General features: G+C 60.7%; 17 protein-coding genes. 7 read left to right on the top strand and 10 right to left on the bottom strand.

Annotated features, from left to right (window positions below):
- Window positions 1-70: 70 nt before the first annotated feature.
- The gene (locus V5E99_RS16550) at window positions 71-664 is read right to left on the bottom strand and encodes a nitroreductase family protein (RefSeq protein WP_499803397.1); all 594 of its coding nucleotides are present in this window, start codon (window positions 662-664) and stop codon (window positions 71-73) included.
- Between the two features lie 282 nt (window positions 665-946).
- Between V5E99_RS16550 and V5E99_RS16545 the strand changes: the two genes are divergently transcribed.
- Complete coding sequence (locus tag V5E99_RS16545; protein ID WP_499803395.1) at window positions 947-1,396, top strand: YcgN family cysteine cluster protein; 450 nt, start codon at window positions 947-949, stop codon at window positions 1,394-1,396.
- Between the two features lie 36 nt (window positions 1,397-1,432).
- Window positions 1,433-2,662, top strand: coding sequence for a hypothetical protein (locus V5E99_RS16540; protein ID WP_499803394.1), 1,230 nt, complete (start codon window positions 1,433-1,435; stop codon window positions 2,660-2,662).
- An 81-nt stretch (window positions 2,663-2,743) separates the two neighbouring features.
- On the opposite strand, the gene V5E99_RS16535 is transcribed toward V5E99_RS16540, so the two are convergent.
- The 6 genes from V5E99_RS16535 to V5E99_RS16510 form a co-directional block, all read right to left on the bottom strand.
- On the bottom strand, window positions 2,744-3,115 hold the full coding sequence (locus tag V5E99_RS16535; RefSeq protein ID WP_499803393.1) for a YgaP family membrane protein: 372 nt from the start codon (window positions 3,113-3,115) through the stop codon (window positions 2,744-2,746).
- A gap of 77 nt (window positions 3,116-3,192) precedes the next feature.
- Window positions 3,193-3,663: an RNA methyltransferase gene (locus tag V5E99_RS16530; RefSeq protein ID WP_201195200.1), complete on the bottom strand. Its 471-nt coding sequence runs from the start codon at window positions 3,661-3,663 to the stop codon at window positions 3,193-3,195.
- Window positions 3,664-3,766: 103 nt separating this feature from the next.
- A complete protein-coding gene (locus tag V5E99_RS16525; RefSeq protein ID WP_499803392.1) occupies window positions 3,767-4,450 on the bottom strand; it encodes a response regulator transcription factor in 684 nt (227 codons plus the stop codon).
- 254 nt (window positions 4,451-4,704) lie between these two features.
- Window positions 4,705-5,559 (bottom strand): hypothetical protein, encoded by an 855-nt coding sequence (locus tag V5E99_RS16520; protein WP_499803391.1) that lies wholly within the window; start codon window positions 5,557-5,559, stop codon window positions 4,705-4,707.
- A gap of 261 nt (window positions 5,560-5,820) precedes the next feature.
- Window positions 5,821-6,195 carry a YajD family HNH nuclease gene (locus tag V5E99_RS16515; protein ID WP_499803390.1) on the bottom strand — a complete coding sequence of 125 codons (375 nt, stop codon included), beginning with the start codon at window positions 6,193-6,195 and terminating at the stop codon, window positions 5,821-5,823.
- Between the two features lie 48 nt (window positions 6,196-6,243).
- Window positions 6,244-6,930, bottom strand: coding sequence for a spermidine synthase (locus V5E99_RS16510; RefSeq protein WP_123410584.1), 687 nt, complete (start codon window positions 6,928-6,930; stop codon window positions 6,244-6,246).
- Between the two features lie 88 nt (window positions 6,931-7,018).
- Here V5E99_RS16510 and V5E99_RS16505 point away from each other — a divergent pair, with 88 nt between their 5' ends.
- Entirely contained in the window at window positions 7,019-7,309 is a 291-nt protein-coding gene (locus V5E99_RS16505; protein WP_499803389.1) for a hypothetical protein, read from the top strand.
- Here the strand turns inward: V5E99_RS16505 and V5E99_RS16500 are convergent.
- Window positions 7,306-7,779 carry a cyclic nucleotide-binding domain-containing protein gene (locus V5E99_RS16500; RefSeq protein ID WP_499803388.1) on the bottom strand — a complete coding sequence of 158 codons (474 nt, stop codon included), beginning with the start codon at window positions 7,777-7,779 and terminating at the stop codon, window positions 7,306-7,308. The two genes, V5E99_RS16505 and V5E99_RS16500, sit on opposite strands and share 4 nt — an antisense overlap.
- 211 nt (window positions 7,780-7,990) lie before the next feature.
- The gene (locus V5E99_RS16495; RefSeq protein ID WP_499803387.1) at window positions 7,991-10,045 is read right to left on the bottom strand and encodes a S9 family peptidase; all 2,055 of its coding nucleotides are present in this window, start codon (window positions 10,043-10,045) and stop codon (window positions 7,991-7,993) included.
- Window positions 10,046-10,282: 237 nt separating this feature from the next.
- Here V5E99_RS16495 and V5E99_RS16490 point away from each other — a divergent pair, with 237 nt between their 5' ends.
- Genes V5E99_RS16490 through V5E99_RS16480 form a run of 3 tightly spaced genes read left to right on the top strand, consistent with a single transcriptional unit; the run spans window position 10,283 to window position 12,144 of the window.
- A complete protein-coding gene (locus V5E99_RS16490) occupies window positions 10,283-10,780 on the top strand; it encodes a hypothetical protein (RefSeq protein ID WP_499803386.1) in 498 nt (165 codons plus the stop codon).
- 32 nt (window positions 10,781-10,812) lie between these two features.
- The gene (locus tag V5E99_RS16485; protein WP_054049027.1) at window positions 10,813-11,589 is read left to right on the top strand and encodes a class II glutamine amidotransferase; all 777 of its coding nucleotides are present in this window, start codon (window positions 10,813-10,815) and stop codon (window positions 11,587-11,589) included.
- Between the two features lie 12 nt (window positions 11,590-11,601).
- Complete coding sequence (locus V5E99_RS16480; RefSeq protein WP_499803385.1) at window positions 11,602-12,144, top strand: DUF2937 family protein; 543 nt, start codon at window positions 11,602-11,604, stop codon at window positions 12,142-12,144.
- 86 nt (window positions 12,145-12,230) lie between these two features.
- On the opposite strand, the gene V5E99_RS16475 is transcribed toward V5E99_RS16480, so the two are convergent.
- Window positions 12,231-13,145 carry a LysR family transcriptional regulator gene (locus tag V5E99_RS16475; protein ID WP_499803384.1) on the bottom strand — a complete coding sequence of 305 codons (915 nt, stop codon included), beginning with the start codon at window positions 13,143-13,145 and terminating at the stop codon, window positions 12,231-12,233.
- A 147-nt stretch (window positions 13,146-13,292) separates the two neighbouring features.
- On the opposite strand from V5E99_RS16475, the gene V5E99_RS16470 reads away from it, so the two are divergent.
- Entirely contained in the window at window positions 13,293-14,579 is a 1,287-nt protein-coding gene (locus V5E99_RS16470; RefSeq protein ID WP_499803383.1) for an MFS transporter, read from the top strand.
- Window positions 14,580-14,604 lie beyond the last annotated feature (25 nt).

Below are 14,604 nucleotides of genomic sequence, written 5' to 3'. Positions count from 1 at the left end.
CCAAAAAGATCGCAGCCTGCGGCAACGCCACAGGCGTGTAGGAGCTGCCGAAGGCTGCGATCTTTTGCTTTTAAAGGCTGAAATCACCTTCCGCTGCCAATTCGCTCAACGGACGGCGCGGGCTCGGTTCTTCACGGGCTTGCAGGTACTCCGCCAGCGTCGCTTTATCCCCCAGTTTGCCCACCGCTACCGCTGCGTGCAGCGCGTAGCCTTCGGGAATGTTCAGTTCTTTGCGGGTCAGTTCCTGGTCGAAACCGGCCATGCCGTGGGTGTGCCAGCCGCTGATGCTCGCTTGCAGCGCCAGATGGCCCCAGGCCGAACCGGTGTCGAAGGTGTGCCACAGGGCCGGGGTTTCTTCCGTGGCGCCAGGCACGGCGAAGGTGGTTTTCGAGATCACGATCACCAGCGCCGAGGCGTGTTGTGCCCAGCCACGGTTGAATTCGTTCAGCAGGCCCAGGAAACGCTCCCAGTTCGGCGTATCGCGGCGCGCGTAGAGAAACCGCCAAGGCTGCGAGTTGTAGGCCGACGGCGCCCAGCGCGCGGCTTCGAAGAAGCTCAGCAGGGTTTCTTCCGGGATGCTTTCACCGGTGAAGGCCCGTGGCGACCAGCGATCGGTGAACTGAGGGTGAATGGCGTAATCGGCGACGCGTGGGTTGGCACTCATGCAGAGATTCCTTTGCAACGGTTGAGTAGGACAATCGAAGTAAAAACCGGCGGGCGCAGTTGAGCTGAGCAATGGGGTTTTCTTGAGCCGTGGCAGTTCACCAGAATGCAACGCGGTTGAGCGTTAATGGCCTTCGGGTTTGGCTCGTTGCGACTGGCAAAGCTACCCGGCGGCGCAAAAACTGACAAGTGAAGATCTACCGACAGTCGCCAACGCTTGGCCCGCAAGGCCTTGGGCACTAGACTGGCGGCCTTTTCACCACCTGATGTTGATGCTCGAACCATGGCCGCCAAAGTCGAACCGTTCTGGATGCGCAAAACCCTCGATCAACTCGATCCCCAGGAATGGGAATCGCTGTGCGACGGCTGCGGCCTGTGCTGCCTGCAAAAGCTCGAAGATGAAGAAGACAACAGCGTCTACTACACGCGCATCGCCTGCAAACTGCTGGACTTGAAAACCTGTCAGTGCACCGACTACCCGAACCGTCGTGACTTCGTGCCGGACTGCATCCAGCTCACGCCGGGCAAGGCTGAAGAATTCCAGTGGCTGCCGCCGACCTGCGGCTATCGGCTGGTCAGCGAAGGCAAGGACTTGCCGCTGTGGCATCACCTGGTGTGCGGTGATCGCGACGCGGTGCACCACGAACGCATTTCCCAGTCCGGGCGCATGCTGGCCGAAGGCAGCGTGGCCGAGGATGATTGGGAAGATCATCTGATTTTTCGGGCGGGCTAAAAGCCTGCGGTGTTAATCCGTCACGAAGGAGTGTGTATGGCTGTGGGATTGCGGCTGGCGTTGGCTTTTGGCGTGCTGGCCCTGAGTTCATCGGTGTGGGCGGCGAAGAAAGTCGATCTGGATTACCACGTGCGCCTGTTGCCACAAAGCGACCAGGCCGAAGTACGCCTGACCCTGGCCCAAGGCTCGGCGGTGCGCAGCCTCGACTTTGACCTGGGCGACGGCAGCCACTACAGCGACTTCAAGGCTGACGGCCAGTGGCAGCTCACGCCGGGCAACGCGGCCCGTGGCGTCTGGCGCCCGGCTGCCGACAAGGCCAGCCTGACCTACCGCGTGCGCATCGGCCACGGGCGCAAAAACGGCAGCTTCGACACACGCATGACCGCGAACTGGGCGTTGATGCGTGGTGACGATCTGGTGCCAGCGGCCAAACTCGATCAACAGGACGGCATCGAATTGGTGTCACGCCTTGAATTCGAATTGCCCAGTGGCTGGAAAAGCGTCGAAACCGCTTGGCCACGAATCGGCAAGAACAAATTCCGTATCGATAACGTCTCGCGCCTGTTCGACCGACCCACCGGCTGGATGCTCGCCGGCCACCTCGGCAGCCGCCGCACGCGCCTGGGCGAAACCGAAGTCACCGTCGCCTCGCCGATCGGCCAGGGCATGCGCCGCATGGACGTGTTGACGCTGCTGACGTTCGTCTGGCCGCAAGTCCAGGCGGTGTTCCCCCGTCACCCGAGCAAGTTGTTGATCGTCGGCGCCAGCGACCCGATGTGGCGTGGCAGCCTGGCGGCGCGGGAATCGATCTACCTCAACAGCCGTTTGCCGCTGGTCAGCGAAAGTGGCAGCAGTGCGTTGGTGCGTGAATTGGCCCAAGTCTTCGGGCGGATCAACGATCAGCAGCGCAGTGACTGGATCAGCGAAGGCCTGGCCGAGTATTACGCCATCGAACTGGTGCGCCGTGCCGGCGGCATGAGTGACGAGCGCTACGAGGGGTTGCAGAAGAAGCTGGCCAGGGACAGCCAGAAGGTCACGACCTTGCGCGGTTCGCCAATTGATTCGGCGCAGATCGCCAAGGCTGTGTTGCTGCTTCAGGAACTGGACCGCGAGATTCGCTTGAAGACCCGCAACAAGCGCTCGCTCGATGATGTGCAGCGCGGGGCGATGCATTTGGAAAGCGTGGATACCAAGGCGTTTGTTCAGCTCAGCGAAAGTGTGATCGGCGAGTCTTCGAAAGTGCTTGATAGTGAGTTGTTGCAGTAAAAGATCGCAGCCTTCGGCAGCTCCTACAGGGAGTACACAAAACCCTGCGTAGGAGCTGCCGAAGGCTGCGATCTTTTGACCTTAAGCTTTCGGTGATTTCAACGAATCATTGCCGGTCACGGTCGCGGTTTTGGTCGCCGCCTCGGCATTGGCCTTCAACTGGCTCAGTTCCTCACCCGCACGCTGAATCTTCGCCCGCACGTTGTTCATATCCTGACGGCTTTTCTCCAGCAGGCTTTTCACCGAACTGTGCCCGGTGATGCCACGGGCCAGCGCAACGCCGCCAATTGCCACTTGAATCAAACCGAACACGCCGCCACGCCGCAGGCCCTTGCCGACCATCACCACGCCACCGGCCAGTGAACCGATGCGCTCCCAGCCTTCGACGTTCTGGTCAGGGTAGGTCTGGAACGGGGTGGATTGAATGCGCTCTACGCGTTTGAGTTCGCTCATGATCTGTCTCCAGGCAATAGTGGATAGTTAAGCTGACTGCCGAGGCGGGCCGCTTGTTCCATCGGATGTGCGGCGAATCAGCGGAATTTCGGCCCGGAGCGGGTGTTCAAGCCCTTGGCCATGCGGTCGTACAGCACGACGTTGACCGTGGCCGCGAGGTTCATGCAACCGGTGGTCGGGATGTAGATCACGTCTTCGCACCAGTCGCGGATGTCTTGATCCAGGGAGCCGTCTTCCGGGCCGAAGATATACAGCGCGCGGTCGGGGTGAGTGTATTCCGGCAGGGAGCGGGCGCCTTCGACCAGTTCCACGGCGACCGGCGTGCAACCCAGTGGCAGGATTTTTTTCAGGTCGTCGATGCCGATCAGCGGAATGTCGTAATGCACACGCTTGGTATCGGTGACGAAGTCGGCGGCGCGTTCATAGCGCTTGCCGGTGTAAAACACCGACGCCGCGCCGTAGCAGCCAGCGGCGCGCATCACCGAACCGACGTTCTCCGGTGACTTGGGGTTATACAAACCAATGCAGCTGTACCGTTTATCTGCCACGAGCGGGGTGCCTTCGGGAAAAAAGCGCAATTATACGGGGATTGGCCGGGAGTGCGATGTTTCAGGCCCATCCACCGTTGTGGCGAGGGGGCGTAGCCAGCGTTTAAAGCGGCTCGGCAATCACGTACCCCGACCCGCGCATGGTGCGGATCAACGGGGTCAGCCCCGGCGGATCGATCTTCTTGCGCAAGCGACCAATATGTACGTCGATCAGGTTGGTCCCCGGATCGAAGTGATAACCCCAGACCTCTTCGAAAATCATCATCCGCGACAGGATCTGCCCCGGATTGCGCATCATGAATTCCAGCAATTTGTACTCGGTGGGCAACAGGTTCAGCGGCTGTTGAGCGCGGTGGGCCTCGTGGCTGATCAGGTCCAGTTCCAGGTCGGCGACCCTCAGGATGGTTTCGGTGGCCTGGACCGGACTCTTGCGTCTAAGCAGCACCTCGACCCGCGCCGCCATCTCGTCGGTGGCGAACGGCTTGGCCAGGTAATCATCGCCGCCGGCGCGCAGGCCGCGCACCCGTTCGTCGACGTCGGAGAGGGCGCTGATCATCAGGATCGGCGTCGTCACGCCAATGGCGCGTAGCGTGGTGACAATCGCCAGGCCATCGAGCTCGGGGAGCATGCGGTCGAGGGTGATCAGGTCGTAATTGCCGCTGACCGCACTCACCAGGCCTTCGCGGCCATTGCTTACCCAATCCACTTCAAACCCGTGGCTTTGCAACTCGGTGACGATTTCCCGGGCGGTCACGGCATCGTCTTCAATGGTCAAAATTCGGGACATGTCGGGTACCTGTAAAGCGTTCCGGATGCCGCGATTTTGCCAATAAACGGTGATCGACTTGCTGAGGAAAGTTTCATGCGCGGTACAAACGAAATGCGCTAAAGCGCCCCGGCGCTTTCTCATGGTCTACCGCAATCCACCTGTGGGGGCGGGCTTGCTCGCGAAAGCGATGTGTCAGTCGACATCATTGTTTTCTGACACACCGCTTTCGCGAGCAAGCCCGCTCCCACAGGAGATTTGTAGTAGGAGGGGGATTACTTCGTCGCGGGCAGGAACGCCTTGAGCTTGTCCATCATGGAACTCGGCGCATTGGTAATCTTGGAACTCTCCGGGTTTTTACTCCCCGTGCCACTGGTATCGACGCCCGCGAGGATTTCCGCCAGGTTGTTGAAGTGCCCGTCCTTCTTCTTGCCCCCGGCGGCGACATCACCCTTGTCGTACTGAGCCAGGGCGTCCTGCAAGGTCTGGTGCTGGGACAACCATTCGGGCTTGGTCTTTTCCTCGGGGCTCATGTTGTCGAGGAAATTCAGCGCGGCTTTGGCGCGGCCGATCGGGTCGTTGGTAAACGGGTCTTTCCAGTTTTTCTTCTGATCTTCGGGGCCGCTGTAGTGACCCGCCGCCAGCCGTGCCTGCTGCTGCATCAGCGCAGTGGCCGCGGCTTGCTCATCGGCGGAAAACTTGCCGCCTTCATTGGTGGCCACGGCGTTCAGCGAGCGTCGATCAAGGTCGCCCATCAACGCATTCTTGTCTTCAACGCTGCCGGTGTAAGGCTTTTCGCCGGCCTTCATCTGCGCGTACTTGTCGTCCATGCGTTTGCGCGCGTCCACGGCTACGTCCGCGAAGGTCTTGTCCTTGGAGCTGGACACCGCGCCTGGCTGGGTAACGCCCAGCACCAGGGCATCGGCGTTCATGCCGGCACGCACCGGGAAGTACGGCGTGTTGTTGCCGATCGAACCGCTGTAGTCGGTGGATTTTTTCGAGAGGCTGACCGCGTCGCCGGTCTTGGCGTCGTTGCTCGCCTGCTCGGTGGCAGCGGTTTTAGCCTTGGCCTGGGCAGCCGCGCCATAAGCCAGCATCGCGGGGCTGTTGAAGGTTGAGGAGACGTTCATCGTTCACTGCCTTGAGTGTATTGATGCTGATACATCGCAAGAACAGTGCCAGTAGGGGGATGGGCAGTTTGACGACGGGTTTGTAGCGGTTTTGACATGTTTGTGATGCGGCAACGATTGCCGGGAGCGGCAAGTAATTGCCGGTGGGAACACGAAACGACCGTGGGAGCGGGCTTGCTCGCGAAGGCGGGGTGTCAGTCAACGAGGATGTTGAATCTGACGGCCTCTTCGCGAGCAAACCCGCTCCCACAGGAGATGAGGTCAGTCTTCTTCTTTTTTCATCAGCCCGGCCAGTGCCGCAAACGGGTTGTGCGTGGCCTTGGCGATTTTCGGAGTGCTCAGGGAGCCTTCGTGGAAGTACTGCTGGTCGGTGTAGCGCGAGTGTTCGTTGTCGTGGCAATACAGGCACAACAATTCCCAGTTCGAGCCGTCCTGAGGGTTGTTGTCGTGGTTGTGGTCGCGGTGGTGCACGGTCAGTTCGCTCAGGCGCTTGCCGGCGAATTCACGGGCGCAGCGGCCGCACACGTGCGGGTACATCTTCAGGGCCTTGTCGCGGTAACCCATTTCCTTGTCGCGCTGGTTGTCGGCGAGGATGCGATCCAGCTTCGAGGTATTGGTCGGGGTGGACGAACTCATGGGTTCACCTTTGTAAAAGACTAATGACGGTAATAAACGGAGTTTAGCTCAGCCCTTGAGCTTCTCGGCAATCCAGATGGTGTGGCGCGTGCCTTTGTTGCCGTGGGCGAAGACCTGGACTTCTTCGGCCTTGAAGCCGGCCTTCTTCAACTTGTCGGAAAATTGCTTGTCAGCGCTGGCCGACCACACCGCCAGCACGCCTTTGGGCCGCAGGGCCTTGGCGCAGGCGCTCAGGCCTCCGGAGGAATAGAGCCAACTGTTGGCGCGCTGGGTCAGGCCTTCGGGGCCGTTGTCGACGTCGAGCATGATCGCGTCGAAACCCTGGGGTTCGGCTTGCAGCACTTTGGCCACGTCTTCCATGCGGATCACCGTGCGCGGGTCGAGCAGCGGGTTGCCAGCCTTCTCACCCAGCGGTCCGCGATTCCACTCGACCACACCGGGCACCAGTTCGGCGACCACCACTTCAGCGGTCTTGCCCAAATGCTTGAGGGCCGAGGCGAGGGTGAAGCCCATGCCCAGGCCACCGATTAACACGCGGGAGTTCGGTCGGCCGGCGACTTTGCGGCAGGGGATCTCGGCCAAGGCGTCTTCGGAACCGTGCATGCGGGTGTTCATCAATTGCCCGCCGTCGCCACCCTGGATTTTGATGACGAAATCTTCACCGTATTCGAACAGGCACAGGGCACCGCCGTTTTCAGGGATGGGGGCGGTGTCGAGCAGAACGAAACGTTTCATGGGAGGCTCTTGGAAAAAATTGGCATAAGGCAAACGGACGCCGTTGGGAGTAGCCTGCAGGCAGACAACAAGGCCAACGGAGCCATTGATGAAGCGCACCATTCTAACGGTCATTGCCTTGGCCGCGCTCTCGATAACTGCAGTGCAGGCCCAGGAGCAGCAAACCATCCCCACCAGCCCTGCGCCGATGCCCGGTTCGCCCGGCACCGCGACCCCCACGCCGTACCCGCAGATCACCCCCACCAGCGTGCCCAGGACCGGAACGGGCAGCGGCGGCCCGCCCCTTGTGCCGATTGAAATGCCCAGCCCGCCGTCCAAGGACCAGCCGTTGCCGGGCCTTGAGCAGAACAGTACGAAGATCAAATCGCCGGGTGGTTAGATCTGTTGCGACAGTAGCTGCCCATCCGCCATGCGCAGGCGTTTGGACAGGGAGACGGCGAGGGCGCGGATGATCTTGGCGGCTATTTTTGGTGCGTCGTTGAGCATTTTTTCCAGCGAGTCCTTGCCCAGGTTGAGCAATTGGCAGTTGCTCGCCGCGACGCAACTGGCCGAACGCCGTTCGCCGTCGAGCACGGCCATCTCGCCGAACGCCCGACCGCTGCGCAGGGTGGCCATGATCACCGTTTGCCCGTCGCTGGTGGTCTTTTGCACCGAGACCTGGCCGGTGTGAATGATGCACATGAAACTGCCGGCATCGCCCTCGTGAAAGATTTCTTCGCCCTGGGCGATGGTGCTGATGCTGAAGTAGCCGGAAGCGGCGGCGAAGTCGGCGGGCAGCAGTTGATTGAACAGGCCGCAGTCCATCAGCCAGTCGCGAATTTCGTTGTTCAGTAAGGTCGGTTCTGACATGTCGTCACGGTCTTTTTTTTGTGGTCTGTTGCTGTTTCGGGCTCGCCGCGTCCCTGTAGGAGCATGGCTTGCCCGCGATGAGGCCCTCACATTCAACATAGTAGTCGTCAGTGATACCGTCATCGCGGGCAAGCCATGCTCCTACAGCGGGATGTATGTGGCATTGGGCCCGGCGTACTGGTCTTAAGACCGGAACACCGGGCCAAGTTCCTCAGGCAATGCCCCAAACCTTGAAAACAAATGCGTATTCGAGGGCTACGTCACGTAATCCCTGATATCGACCGCTCATTCCGCCATGCCCGGCACCCAACTCGGTCTTGAGCAACAGGGGATTGTCGTCGGTTTTGGTCGCGCGCAATTTCGCCACCCACTTGGCCGCTTCCCAGTACTGCACGCGGCTGTCGTTGTAGCCGGCGATCACCAGGGTCGCCGGATAGGCCTGGGCGCTGACGTTTTCGTACGGGGCGTAGGCCTTGATCCGATCATAGACGTCTGGCTCTTCAGGGTTGCCCCATTCGTCGTATTCGGTGACGGTCAGGGGCAGGTCCGGGTCGAGCATGGTGTTGAGCACATCGACGAACGGCACCTCGGCAATCGCCGCCGCGAACAGCTCCGGACGTTGATTGAGTACCGCGCCGATCAGCAACCCCCCGGCGCTGCCACCGCTGATCGCCAATTGCGACGGCGTGGTCAACCCGTTGGCGATCAAGTGTTCGGCGCAGGCGATAAAGTCGCTGAAGGTGTTGTGCTTGTGCTCCTGCTTGCCGGCGCGGTACCAGGCTTCGCCCAGTTCACCACCGCCGCGCACGTGGGCGATGGCAAACGCCACGCCGCGATCCAGCAAACTCAGGCGGGCGTGGGAGAACCACGGGTCGAGGCTTTCGCCATACGCGCCATAGCCGTACAGATACAGCGGCGTCGGCTTGCCGAGGGCTTCGCGTTTAACCACCAGGCTGATCGGCACCTGCGTCCCGTCCGGCGCGGTCGCCCACAGGCGTTGGCTGACGTAGGCATCGGCGTCGAACGGGCCGAGCACCGGGGTTTGCTTGAGCACTTTCTGCTCGCCCGTGGCCAGGTCCAACTGGCGGACCTGCGCCGGACGGTTCAACGCTTCGTAGCGCAGGCGAATTTTGTCGCTGACAAATTCCAGGCTGTTCTGCACATGCAGGCTGTAGGCCGCGTCCGGTAATTGCACCCGATAAGGCGTCAGGCCTTGTGGGCGCACCTCAATGATCGGCAACCCCCCTTCTCGCAGGCTCAGGGTCACGGCTTCGACGTTCAGGCTCAGGCCTTCAAGCATCACCGTGTTGCTGTGGGGGATCAGGTTCTGCCAGTCGGCCTCGGTCGGCGCCACGCCGGTATCGAGGGCGGTGTACAGGGCAAAGTTGATGCCATCGCGGTTGGTGCGGATAAACCAGGTCCATTGACCGTCGAGGGCGCCGTGATCGACGTCGTACTCGTGGTCTTCAACCCGTGGCGCCAGGCAGGTAAAGGCCTGGTGCGGCTGGAAGGCGTCGAGCACCCAGACTTCGCTGGTGGTCTTGCTGCCCAGGGACAACAGCAATTGCTGCTCGGAGCTGGACCGGTAGCAATGCAGGAAGAACCGGCCGTCCGGCTCATGGAAGACTTCTTCGGCCGCTGTGCCGTCCAGGCGATAGCGCATCAGTTTGTGCGGGCGATGGGTGTCGTCCAGTTCACCGAAGAACAGCGTCAGGCTGTCGTTGGCCCAGGTCATGCTGCCGTCGCAGTCTTCGAACTCCAGTTCGCTGACCTTGCCGTTGGACAGTTCCTTGACGAACAGCGTGTAAACCTCATCGCCCGTGGTGTCGAGGCTGTAGGCCAGGCGCTGGTGATCCGGGCTGATGCTGAACGCGCCGAGGGAGAAAAAGCCGCCATTGGCCAATTCGTTCGGGTCCAGCAGCAGGTGTTCCTGGCTTTCATCGATGAGCAGGCTGTCATCGGCCGGGCGCGGGCAGCGGTAGTGGCGGGCGTATTCGTCACCGGCCGTGGTGCGCGTGTAATACAGGTACGGGCCCCAAGGCGAGGGCAGGGACAGGTCGGTTTCGAGAATCCGGCCCTTGATCTCTTCGAACAGGGTTTCGCGCAGCCCGGCCTGATCGGCGGTTTGCGCTTCTTGATAGCTGTTTTCAGCCTTCAGGTAGTCGAGCACCGCGTCGGTGTCGCGCTCCTGGAGCCAGGCATACGGGTCAGAACCTTCGGCCTTGTGGGCAATCGGGGCGCTGGTGACGTTGGCGGATACGGGCATGGAGGGCTCTCGAACAATGTACGGAATAAGGGTTTCGCGGGGCTTGATGCCGCTGCAGATCCTTGTGGGCGCGGGCTTGCTCGCGAAAGCGGTGTATCAGACAACAATGATGTCGACTGACACGCCCTCTTCGCGAGCAAGCCCGCTCCCACAGGGGCTGCGCGTAGCAGGCTGGTATTGGGACAAGCCTGACAGGCGAAAAGTCGTTACTATAAGCGCCTCTTTGCCTGCCTTGCCATGGACACCATGACCGAGAACGACTATCTGATCGCTTGGGGCCTCTACGCCTTTGCCGCTTTAGGCTGCCTGTTGGTGTGGATGCGCTTGACCCGCTGGATGTGGCGCTACCTGCGCGAGCCACTGCGGCTGCTCATGGCGGTGTTGCTGTTCAGCCCGACCATCATCGATCCGGTGAAGGACAAGGTTGCCCCGGCCATCGCCATTACGGCGCTGGACCTGGCGTTCAAAGTGGGCAACAACGCCTGGCGGGCGATTTCCGATCTGTTCATGTACAGCATGATCGCCTTCGGCCTGTACCTGATCCTGGTGCTGATCCGCTGGCCGATCGAGCGCGCGGCCAATGCGCGTAAGGAACAGGCGGCGGCCGCCAAGGCTGCGATCAAGGCTGACGAACGTGAAGACGATCAACCGTTCGGCGTCGCCGGCGATGATCGCTACGGCCGGCCACCGATCCCGAACAATCCCCAGCGTTCGCGCATCGAACCGCGTTTGTAACGGTGCCCCTGCATTGAAGCGAGAGTCCGAGCATGTGTGAGTTATTGGGCATGAGCGCCAATGTCCCGACCGATATCGTGTTCAGCTTCACCGGGCTGATGCAGCGCGGCGGGCGTACCGGGCCGCACCGTGACGGTTGGGGCATCGCCTTCTACGAGGGCCGTGGTCTGCGCCTGTTCCAGGACCCGGCGGCCAGCTGCGAGTCTGAAGTGGCCAACCTGGTGCAGCGTTATCCGATCAAGAGCGAAGTGGTGATCGGGCATATTCGCCAGGCCAATGTCGGCAAGGTTTGCCTGTCCAACACTCACCCGTTCGTCCGGGAGTTGTGGGGGCGTAACTGGTGTTTCGCCCATAACGGCCAACTTGCGGACTTTGAACCCATCAAAAGTTTTTACCGCCCGGTCGGCGATACCGACAGCGAAGCGGCGTTCTGCGATTTGCTCAACCGCGTTCGTGCAGCGTTCCCTGAACCGGTGGAAATCGAAGAATTACTGCCGGACTTGGTGGCCGCCTGCGCCGAATACCGCAGCAAAGGCGTGTTCAACTGCCTGCTCAGCGACGGCGACTGGCTGTTCTGCTATTGCTCGACCAAACTGGCGCAGATCACCCGCCGCGCACCATTTGGCCCGGCGCGCTTGAAGGACGTCGATGTGATCGTCGATTTCCAGGCCGAAACTACGCCCAACGACGTGGTCACGGTGATCGCCACCGAACCCTTGACCGAAAACGAAACCTGGACCCGCTACGAACCGGGCCAATGGAGCCTGTGGCGACGCGGTGAATGCGTCAGCCAGGGCAAGACCGAATAAGGACTCACCCCCATGTTGCTCAGTTATCTACGGCTGGTGTTGTTTGCGGCGGGCCTGTTGATCGGTGTCCAGGTGCCGGGCTTCATCAGCGATTACGCCAAGCGGGTCGAAGCGCATCTGATTGAAGCGCAGACCGGTTTGAGTGGTTTTCAGGGCACCGCCAACGAATTTTTCAAGGGTGATATGCAGGCGCTGGTCGCGCATTATCGGGCGAGTGAAGACCCGATCTTTCGCAGCGATGCCGACAGCCTGAGCAACCTGCTGACCCGTCAATTGGCGCTGGATAAACAGTTCCAGGCGATGCAGGGCCCGTGGTACATCCGCTTCCTGCAAGTGGCGCTGGCCGCTGACCCGGATATTCGCAAGGAAACCTGGAACGGCTACAGCTACCAGATCCTGCTGACGCCGGAAGCGATGATCTGGGGCATGAGCGGCGCGTTGCTGCTGTCGTTCGGCATTGAATGCCTGTTCCGGTTGATCGACTGGGTGGTGCTGGGCGGCAAACGCCTGCGCCAGAGCCGGCCGATTGAAGATCGGGATGTGCGTGGGCTTTGATGCGCGAAAGATCGCAGCCTCGTTTCACTCGACAGCTCCTACAGAGATCGGCGTAGGAGCTGCCGAAGGCTGCGATCTTTTGATCTTTAACGATTCAAAACGATGTAACCCTCACCCACCTTGCGCGCATACCCCTCCAGCACCTGCTGACACAACGTCACCATCTCCTCGACCCATTCCACCCCGACCCGCCACGACACCACCACCTGCAAATTCGGTGGCCGTTGATCGATGGCCAGCAAGGTCAATTCCCCCCGCGCCAGCTCCTCGGCCACCAGCACCGGCGGCAACGCGCCAATCCCGAAGCCATCACGCAATAACCGGGTAATCGCCGACACCGAGTTCACACAGTTCAACCGTGGCGTCATCACACCATTGGCCTGCATCAGGCTCATGATGTCCTGATGCGGATGGGAGTTTTTCGAGTAGGTGATGATCCGCTCCCGGGCCAGGTCGGCCAAACCGGAATACTCGCGGTTGTAGATGGAATGGCTGGCGACGATCCAGCCCATCGGGTGGCTGGCCAGTTCCAGGCTGCGCACGCTTTCCTGGCGCAGCAGGTCGGTTTGCAGGATCAGATCGAGAAAGCCTTTTTGCAGCTGATCGCAGAGGTTGAGCGAGGTATCGGCGACCAACTCGATTTCCACCAGTGGGTAGTGATCCATCATCTGCGCCACCAACGGGCTGAGCCATGTGTGAATCACCGTGTCCATCACGCCGATGCGCACCCGCCCGACCTTGCTCGAACGGGTCTCGATCGACTGCTTGAGCGCCTGCATGGTGTCCATCATCTGCTCGGCGTATTCGAGCACTTTCAAGCCTTCGGGCGTCAGGCTCACCCCCCGGGAATCGCGCAGGAACAGCTTCACCCCCAGCTCACTTTCAAGCACCGCGATGCGGCTGGAAATCGACGCCTGGGTAGTGAAGAGCTTGTCGGCGGTCAGGCGGAAACTCTTGAGTCGGGCGACCCAGACAAAGGTCTCGAGGAACTTCAGGTTCATGTGATCAACTTTTTCTTATGCCTGAGCCGGGGTTTTATTAGTTGGACGCCGCATGGCCGGGCGCCCAAAAATCAGGCCATCCGGTTCCCACGATAGGCGTCGTCGGGGCTCAGAACAATACCAATAAAATTTGTACGGAGACTTGCCATGAGTGCGCCCGACACCCTCGACATCCCCAAGGCCACGACTCGCCCGGGACCGTTCGACTGGTATCGCAACATCAACAAACAGGAACGCCGCACGTTCTGGAGCTGCAAGATCGGCTATGGCCTGGACGGCATGGACACCCAGATGCTCAGCTTCGTGGTGCCGACCCTGATTGCCATGTGGGGCATCACCACCGGGCAGGCCGGGCTGATTCACACCAGCACCCTGATCGCTTCGGCCATCGGCGGCTGGGTGGCGGGGATTCTCTCCGACCGCATCGGCCGTGTACGCACTTTGCAATTGACGGTGTTGTGGTTTGCCTTCTTCACCTTCCTCTGCGGCTTCGCGCAAAACTACGAACAACTGCTGATCAGCCGCACCTTGATGGGCTTCGGTTTCGGCGGTGAATGGACGGCCGGCGCGGTGTTGATGGGTGAAGTGATTCGCGCCAAGGACCGTGGCAAAGCGGTGGGCATGGTGCAATCGGGCTGGGCGCTGGGTTGGGGGCTGACGGCGATTCTGTATGCGCTGCTGTTCTCGGTGCTGCCGCCGGAAGACGCCTGGCGCGCACTATTCATCCTCGGCATCGTCCCGGCAATTTTCGTGATTTTCGTCCGTCGGTTGGTCAAGGACCCAGAGATCTATCGCGAAGCCAAAGCCAAACAAGAGCCGGGCAACCCGGCGAAGTTCTACGAGATCTTCACCCCCGGCATTCTGTTCACCACCATCCGCGCGTCGGTGCTGACCACTGGCGCACTGGGCGGCTACTACGCGATCACCTCCTGGCTGCCGACGTTTCTGAAGAACGAGCGGGGCTTGAGCGTCCTCAACACCAGCGGTTATCTGGCAATGGTGATCGTCGGGTCCTACGTCGGTTATGTCATCAGCGCCTATTTGACCGACATCCTTGGCCGCAAGAAAAACTTCATTCTGTTCGCCGTCGGCTCGTTCACCATCGTGCTGCTCTACACCCAACTGCACGTCAGCAACGGTGTGATGCTGTGGCTGGGCTTCCCGCTGGGCTTCTTTGCCTCGGGGATTTTCAGCGGCATGGGCGCGTTTCTGACGGAGTTGTTCCCCACGCGAATTCGCGGTTCGGGCCAGGGTTTTTGCTACAACATCGGGCGGGCGTTGGCGGCGTTGTTTCCACTGTTGATCGGGTTACTTAGCCAGAAGGTGCCACTGAGTGTAGGTATCGGGGCGTTTGCGGCGGTGTCCTACGGTGTGGTCATCCTTGCGGCTTTAAGTCTGCCGGAAACCCGTGGCAAGCAACTTGAAGCCCAATAGCTAAATGCTCAGCAACTGATAATCT

The organism is Janthinobacterium sp. LPB2021202312-11-4, from assembly GCF_037049705.1.
In the GTDB taxonomy this organism is placed as follows: Bacteria; Pseudomonadota; Gammaproteobacteria; order Pseudomonadales; family Pseudomonadaceae; genus Aquipseudomonas.
The sequence above is the reverse complement of the archived record's forward strand: the minus strand, read 5'-3'. Positions and strand labels throughout refer to the sequence as shown.

Coding starts and splice junctions, on each gene's coding strand:
- V5E99_RS16550 (WP_499803397.1), bottom strand. CDS start 664: ATGAGTGCCAACCCACGCGTCGCCGATTACGCCATTCACCCTCAGTTC.
- V5E99_RS16545 (WP_499803395.1), top strand. CDS start 947: ATGGCCGCCAAAGTCGAACCGTTCTGGATGCGCAAAACCCTCGATCAA.
- V5E99_RS16540 (WP_499803394.1), top strand. CDS start 1,433: ATGGCTGTGGGATTGCGGCTGGCGTTGGCTTTTGGCGTGCTGGCCCTG.
- V5E99_RS16535 (WP_499803393.1), bottom strand. CDS start 3,115: ATGAGCGAACTCAAACGCGTAGAGCGCATTCAATCCACCCCGTTCCAG.
- V5E99_RS16525 (WP_499803392.1), bottom strand. CDS start 4,450: ATGTCCCGAATTTTGACCATTGAAGACGATGCCGTGACCGCCCGGGAA.
- V5E99_RS16520 (WP_499803391.1), bottom strand. CDS start 5,559: ATGAACGTCTCCTCAACCTTCAACAGCCCCGCGATGCTGGCTTATGGC.
- V5E99_RS16515 (WP_499803390.1), bottom strand. CDS start 6,195: ATGAGTTCGTCCACCCCGACCAATACCTCGAAGCTGGATCGCATCCTC.
- V5E99_RS16510 (WP_123410584.1), bottom strand. CDS start 6,930: ATGAAACGTTTCGTTCTGCTCGACACCGCCCCCATCCCTGAAAACGGC.
- V5E99_RS16505 (WP_499803389.1), top strand. CDS start 7,019: ATGAAGCGCACCATTCTAACGGTCATTGCCTTGGCCGCGCTCTCGATA.
- V5E99_RS16500 (WP_499803388.1), bottom strand. CDS start 7,779: ATGTCAGAACCGACCTTACTGAACAACGAAATTCGCGACTGGCTGATG.
- V5E99_RS16495 (WP_499803387.1), bottom strand. CDS start 10,045: ATGCCCGTATCCGCCAACGTCACCAGCGCCCCGATTGCCCACAAGGCC.
- V5E99_RS16490 (WP_499803386.1), top strand. CDS start 10,283: ATGGACACCATGACCGAGAACGACTATCTGATCGCTTGGGGCCTCTAC.
- V5E99_RS16485 (WP_054049027.1), top strand. CDS start 10,813: ATGTGTGAGTTATTGGGCATGAGCGCCAATGTCCCGACCGATATCGTG.
- V5E99_RS16480 (WP_499803385.1), top strand. CDS start 11,602: ATGTTGCTCAGTTATCTACGGCTGGTGTTGTTTGCGGCGGGCCTGTTG.
- V5E99_RS16475 (WP_499803384.1), bottom strand. CDS start 13,145: ATGAACCTGAAGTTCCTCGAGACCTTTGTCTGGGTCGCCCGACTCAAG.
- V5E99_RS16470 (WP_499803383.1), top strand. CDS start 13,293: ATGAGTGCGCCCGACACCCTCGACATCCCCAAGGCCACGACTCGCCCG.